This window comes from Pseudomonas sp. LPH60 (assembly GCF_030718165.1).
Lineage (GTDB): Bacteria > Pseudomonadota > Gammaproteobacteria > Pseudomonadales > Pseudomonadaceae > Aquipseudomonas > Aquipseudomonas danubii.
In genome coordinates this window covers 1-5,551 of the sequence record NZ_JAVAJH010000020.1, presented here as the reverse complement: position 1 = coordinate 5,551, position 5,551 = coordinate 1, and the positions used below count along the sequence as shown (strand labels likewise).

Sequence of the window (5,551 nt, the reverse complement as noted above, 5' to 3'; positions counted from 1 at the left end):
CGCGGGCCAGCAGCACGTGCTGGTGTCTGCCAAGGAACACATCACCCTGATGTGCGGCGGGGCCTACCTGACGCTCAAGGGCGGCAATATCGAATTGGGCATGCCGGGGAATTTTACGGTCAAGGCGGCCAAGCACTCCTCTATCGGTCCCGCACATGCCTCGACCACGTTCAACTCATGGGAATCGACCCCATTCAATGACGCCTATGTGCTGCGCGATGAAATCACCCTTGACCCCCTGGCCAACACCACCGTGGAACTGCGGCGCGGCGACGGAGGAGTCACCACCCTCACGACTGATGGACAAGGCCGGCTGCCCAGGCAGCAGGACCTGGCCATGGATCAAGTCCAGATGCGCATTCTGGCCAAGGGAAGTAGTCCCAACGACGACAGGGAGTCCACTGCATGAGTAGCCAAGTAGCCGATAACACTGAGGACGTCATCATTCCTCGCTCGCGCGACAATCTGGGGCGACCGGTCTACAAGACCCAACTGACCCGCACCGAGGACCAGCGTGAAAAAGTCCTGCTGGCGAGGCAGGCCGCGCCGATTCCGGTGATCTTCATTCCAGGCATCATGGGCAGCAACCTGCGTAACAAGGAGGACCAGAGCAAGGTCTGGAGTCCACCGAATGCCAGTTTTTGGCCCACTGATATCTTCCCCGCTCTCGCAGCCTTGGCTGTCTGGTGGGGCCGCGGCCCCAAGGATCGACAGATACTGCTAATGCCGGAAAACGTCGAGGTGGATGATCGAGGCTCGATTGATACGTGCTCATCCGGCCTGAGCAAAGAGGCAGCGCGCATTCGTGGCTGGGGGACGGTGATGCGCAGCGCCTACAACCCGTTCATGGCCCTGATGGAGGGCCGCTTGGACAACATCGTCAGCCGACAACAGATCCAGCAATGGTGGAGCGATGAAAGCCTGCATGAACCCGCAGCCTATGGCGAAGAACTGGGGCAGGCGACGCCCATCAGCGAAGATGAACTGCAACAGGCGGGCAAGTATCAATTCGACGTCTGGTGCGCCGGTTACAACTGGCTGCAATCCAACCGGCAGTCCGCCCTGGATGTACGTGACTACATCGAGAACACCGTCCTCGCCCACTACCGCGAACACGCAAGCGTCAGCCCTGAGCAGGCGGATCAGATGAAGGTCATCCTGGTCACCCACTCAATGGGTGGGCTGGTTGCACGCTCCCTGACCCAATTGCACGGTTACAAACGAGTGCTTGGCGTGGTCCACGGCGTGCAACCGTCAATCGGTTCATCGGCCATCTACCACCACATGCGCTGCGGCTATGAAGGTATTGCCAGCATCATCCTTGGCTACAACGCAGGCGAAGTGACCGCAGTGGTGGCCAATGCCCCAGGGGCGCTGGAACTGACGCCTAGCAACGAGTATCGGGAAGGTCGCCCCTGGTTGTTCCTGTGCGATGCCCAGGGGCAGGTCATCAAGGATATGGAGGGGAAACCCAGGGCCTATCCGCAGAACCAGGACCCCTACGAGGAAATCTATAAGAGCACCGCCTGGTATGGGTTGGTGCCGGAGCAGAACACTCAGTATTTGGATATGTCGGATGAGACTAGTACCAATACTGAAAAAAGCCCTCGACATGAATTCAGAAAGCGGATTGATGCGGTTGCTGTGTTCCATCGTGAACTAACTGCAGCAAGCTACCACCCTGAAACCTATGCCCACTATGCGGCAGATGATGATCGTCACAGCTGGCGAAACATGATTTGGCAAGGCGACCCCACCCCTCTGGAAGCGCCAGGCTCCGCGCTCAAGGATGACGAGACTGGCAGCTACAGCAGTTGGTTTCGCCGTGGCTTGCCAGCCATTGTGCCAACGCTCGAAAACTGGACAAACAAAGAGGAGGACCAGTCTGGCAGTGGTGGCGACGGCACGGTGCCAACCGACTCCGGTCAGGCCCACAAGAAGGCGGGTATCAAGGCCAGCTTCCGCCAGGGCAGCAAAGGCGCGGGACAGTACAACACCGAAAAGGGCTACGAACACCAAGAAAGCTACAACGACAAACGAGCCCAATGGGCCGCGCTTTATGGCGTGATCAAGATCGCTCAGTTGGCTGACTGGCACCCTGACGACAAGGGGGGCTTATGACGCTCATTCGTAGCTTGTTTACCGTTCTTGGCCTGGTCGCTTTAACCAGTGTGACCAGCTGTACTTCGTTCTCATCTTCTCGGAGCCCCACCATGGATAAAAGTGGATGGATCACCTACTGCTACGGACGCTTTCTGATCGATCTGCCGCCACAGGCAAAGATCAATGCCGGATATAACTTATGGGGAATAAAAATTAAGGGGCTTGAAGATACTCCCACCTCCTTAGCGGCCAAGATCGATCAGCGCGAGATTGAGCTGAAGAATCAAAAACATAAAAAGATACAGAGCAGCATGTTTCTTCGCCGAGTAGATCTTGGCGAAGGAGCTACAGGGCTACTCTCTTGGAGCTCAGATGCCAGCACAGAAATGTATCGGTTAGATACTTACTTAGTGTCTAAACCAGAAGGGCGGACATACTACCGAAAAGGAGAAATATCAGTTGATAGAGAGCGACGCGGCATTGAAATCGCTACCTCTTTGGCTCGCAACCTACGCTCTCGTGCCCCCAACGAAATCCCCGCCGAACCAGGATTCTGTATCGACCGTGCCTACATCGCGGGTGACAGCTTTCAAAGTGAAGGCTTCGGAATTGGCGTGACCTTCCCGGAACACCCGAGAACCTTTTTGGCATTCAGATCCAGCACTGGAGCCGAACGTGATCGGTTACTGGATCGAGTAAGTGGCTTTCTGATGGGTGCGGCAAAGATGGTTGCAGGCATCGAGACCCTGCGCAAAAGAGAGCGTGGCGGTGCCATTCCCGCCGATGAGTACCTGCTGGCAGGCAGCGCAAGGGGCCAGCGCACCTACACCTTCCTCTGGGAAGCCCAAGGCAAGGACGAGTCGATCAACGAGCCCCATCTCAAGGTAGAACTGAGCGTGGAGGAAGCTGATGACGATGACGATGGCAAGCCACCGGCTCCCGCTTTCCAGTCCGATAAAGCCGCACTGGAATTGTGGGATGCCATCATCGACTCGATTCGCCTGCGCCCGGTATCGGCTACTGGACGCAACGACCATGCTGGCACGCCCTCCCCGCCTAAAAGCCCGCAACAGAGGGCCAACAGCCCAGCGGTAGATGATGACTACGCCCTGGGAGAGTTCCTCGCTGAGCTGAAGCCTAAAGATAACTGGATGGATGATTTGTGAGTTTCCTAAGGAAGCGCGCGCGACCACAGCACACTCGCCAATGGGCCGCATTATCTGACGTGATTGAGATCACTCAAGTAGCAGACTGCCAGCTGGATGCCAAGGAGGGTTTATGAAGCGCACTCATTGCCTACTAACGACCCTTGGTCTTATCACCATGACTAGCGTTATCAGCTGCACATCGATTTTTTCCTCTCGGAGCCCCGCCATGGACAAGAGCGGATGGATTACTCATTGCTACGGACGTTTTTTGATTGATTTACCGCCCCAGGCAGAGATCAAAGCTGGGTACTACCTGTGGGGCGACGATATCGAAGCGCTCGACGATAGCCCTGAGGCTCTGGTAACCAGAATCGATAAGCGTGAACAGACACTAAAAAGCGAACGCCACAGAAAGATACAAGAGAGCATGTTTTTAAGGCGGACCGAACATCAAAACGGTTCAATTAGCCTGTGGTCATGGGGCTCAACGGCTAGCACCTTGTCATACAGAGTTGATTCATATTTGGTGACACCACTAAAAGGCTCTGTCTATTACTATTCGGGAGAAGTTACTTATGACAGAGAGAAAAGAGGATTAGAAATAGTTAATGATTTAGCCCGCAACCTACGCTCTCGCGCCCCCAACGAAATCCCCACCGAACCAGGATTTTGTATCGACCGGGCCTATATCGCGGGTGACAGTTTTCAAAGTGAAGATTTCGATATAGGCGTGACCTTCCCGGAACACCCTAGAACCTTTTTATCATTCAGATCCAGCACTGGAGCCGAAGAAGATCGGTTACTGGATCGAGTGAGTGGCTTTTTGATGGGCGCGCTGAAGATGGTTGCGGGCATCGAGACTCTGCGCAAAAGAGAGCGTGGCGGTGCCATTCACGCCGATGAGTACCTGCTGGCAGGCAGCGCAAAGGGGCAACGCACCTACACCTTCCTCTGGGAAGCCCAGGGCAAGGACGAGTCGGTCTACGAGCCCCACCTCAAGGCGGAACTGAGCGTGGAGGAAGCTGACGTCGATGACGATGGCACCCCACCAGATCCGGCTTTCAAGTCTGATAAAGCAGCACTTGCGCTGTGGGATGCCATCATCGATTCGATTCGCCTGCGTCCGGTATCGACGCCTTAAAGCGATGGCAATGACCGGATGCTCAAGGCTGCAATACTGCAGAAGCAGCCTTGAGCAAAGACCCTGAAAGGGCTGGCCTTAGCAGCGAAATCCTAAGCCGGCGTTACCGCAGCAACGGGTATGTCTCCCCATCCGTGTCGCCACTTCGCCGACGGCCACCACACTCTAAGTTCAAGAAGACCAGGGACTCAGGCTTTACGAGCGCGGCTCGTCCGAGCATGAGCAGACACCTCGCGGGCTAGCGTCCAGCAACGCCTCCACCACCGCCCGGGCCATCTCCACGGAATGCGCCATGGACCAGATCAGCCCGCGCTCGATGCCGCTGCCCTGCTGAGTGATTTCATCGCAGACCTCCTCGGCGCATTTGAGCAACAACGCCACATGCACCAACGCCTCTTCAGCACTGACGCCTGGACGCACGCTGAACAGCGAGTCGGCAGAAACAGGTTTGGCTTGGGTGTTGCGCTGGAACAGCGCGGGGTCCTGCGGTTGCCGGGCCAGGGCCACGCGCAAGGTGGCGTTGGCGGCCTTGAGTTCGGGATCGCGATAGGACGTGGGGGGATCGGGAACGAGCTTTTTCATGGTCTAACTCCTTGCAGATAAAAGGAGCCAACACCGTTCGCTTGCACACGAATAAGGTGGCAGCCGTACGCAGGTGTGCAAGACCGAGTCTGCAAGGACACCCGGCAGATCCGAAGATCTCCCACGCACGGCCGCCATAACGCAGCGGACATGAAAACGACCAATCAGTGCTGATCGTTTGTGCGCCTTTGCAGAGTTCGGACTTGCACATCCGAGCCATCGATTTGGCGATGGCTCCGGCACCCTAGCCCGCCCATCAGGCGCATTCAAGCGGCCGGCAGTTTCTCGGATTTGCCTTACAAAAGAAAGCGAATGGGCGTAGTTCCAACCAGCTTTCAGCACTCTCTGAAACAGCCACGGCTCAGTGGTGAGGGTGTTTGTTCCCACGGATTGGTTTGTCAGCGACCAGGCCGAAAACAGTCCTGTCGCCCTGTTTTCGTATCTGCGATGTGCCTGATATACCGCGCCGACTGGCCGGGCGATGCTCGCCCGTTCGCAGCCTTCGGCAGCTCCTACAAGGGAAGGTGCCCCCCATTCCCGCTCCAGGCCGGCCGCAAGGCCGCCGTCTGGCTCTTGA

The 5,551-nt window shown here is 56.7% G+C and carries 5 protein-coding genes; 4 read left to right on the top strand and 1 reads right to left on the bottom strand.

What is annotated here, in order from left to right; translation table 11 throughout:
* The 4 genes from Q8O96_RS30990 to Q8O96_RS30975 form a co-directional block, all read left to right on the top strand.
* On the top strand, positions 1–409 hold a 409-nt coding region (locus tag Q8O96_RS30990; protein ID WP_305950116.1), incomplete at its 5' end, for a DUF2345 domain-containing protein.
* The gene (locus Q8O96_RS30985) at positions 406–2,121 is read left to right on the top strand and encodes a triacylglycerol lipase (protein ID WP_305950115.1); all 1,716 of its coding nucleotides are present in this window, start codon (positions 406–408) and stop codon (positions 2,119–2,121) included. The genes Q8O96_RS30990 and Q8O96_RS30985, both read left to right, overlap by 4 nt.
* Positions 2,118–3,269 (top strand): T6SS immunity protein Tli4 family protein, encoded by a 1,152-nt coding sequence (locus Q8O96_RS30980; protein WP_305950114.1) that lies wholly within the window; start codon positions 2,118–2,120, stop codon positions 3,267–3,269. Before Q8O96_RS30985 ends, Q8O96_RS30980 begins: the two co-directional genes overlap by 4 nt.
* 208 nt (positions 3,270–3,477) lie before the next feature.
* On the top strand, positions 3,478–4,392 hold the full coding sequence (locus Q8O96_RS30975; RefSeq protein WP_305950113.1) for a T6SS immunity protein Tli4 family protein: 915 nt from the start codon (positions 3,478–3,480) through the stop codon (positions 4,390–4,392).
* 195 nt (positions 4,393–4,587) lie between these two features.
* On the opposite strand, the gene Q8O96_RS30970 is transcribed toward Q8O96_RS30975, so the two are convergent.
* Entirely contained in the window at positions 4,588–4,974 is a 387-nt protein-coding gene (locus Q8O96_RS30970; protein ID WP_305950112.1) for a DUF6124 family protein, read from the bottom strand.
* Positions 4,975–5,551: the final 577 nt, after the last annotated feature.

What these genes read in the sequence shown, in the direction of transcription:
- Q8O96_RS30985 (WP_305950115.1), top strand. Translation starts at nt 406, where the DNA reads ATGAGTAGCCAAGTAGCCGATAACACTGAGGACGTCATCATTCCTCGC.
- Q8O96_RS30980 (WP_305950114.1), top strand. Translation starts at nt 2,118, where the DNA reads ATGACGCTCATTCGTAGCTTGTTTACCGTTCTTGGCCTGGTCGCTTTA.
- Q8O96_RS30975 (WP_305950113.1), top strand. Translation starts at nt 3,478, where the DNA reads ATGGACAAGAGCGGATGGATTACTCATTGCTACGGACGTTTTTTGATT.
- Q8O96_RS30970 (WP_305950112.1), bottom strand. Translation starts at nt 4,974, where the DNA reads ATGAAAAAGCTCGTTCCCGATCCCCCCACGTCCTATCGCGATCCCGAA.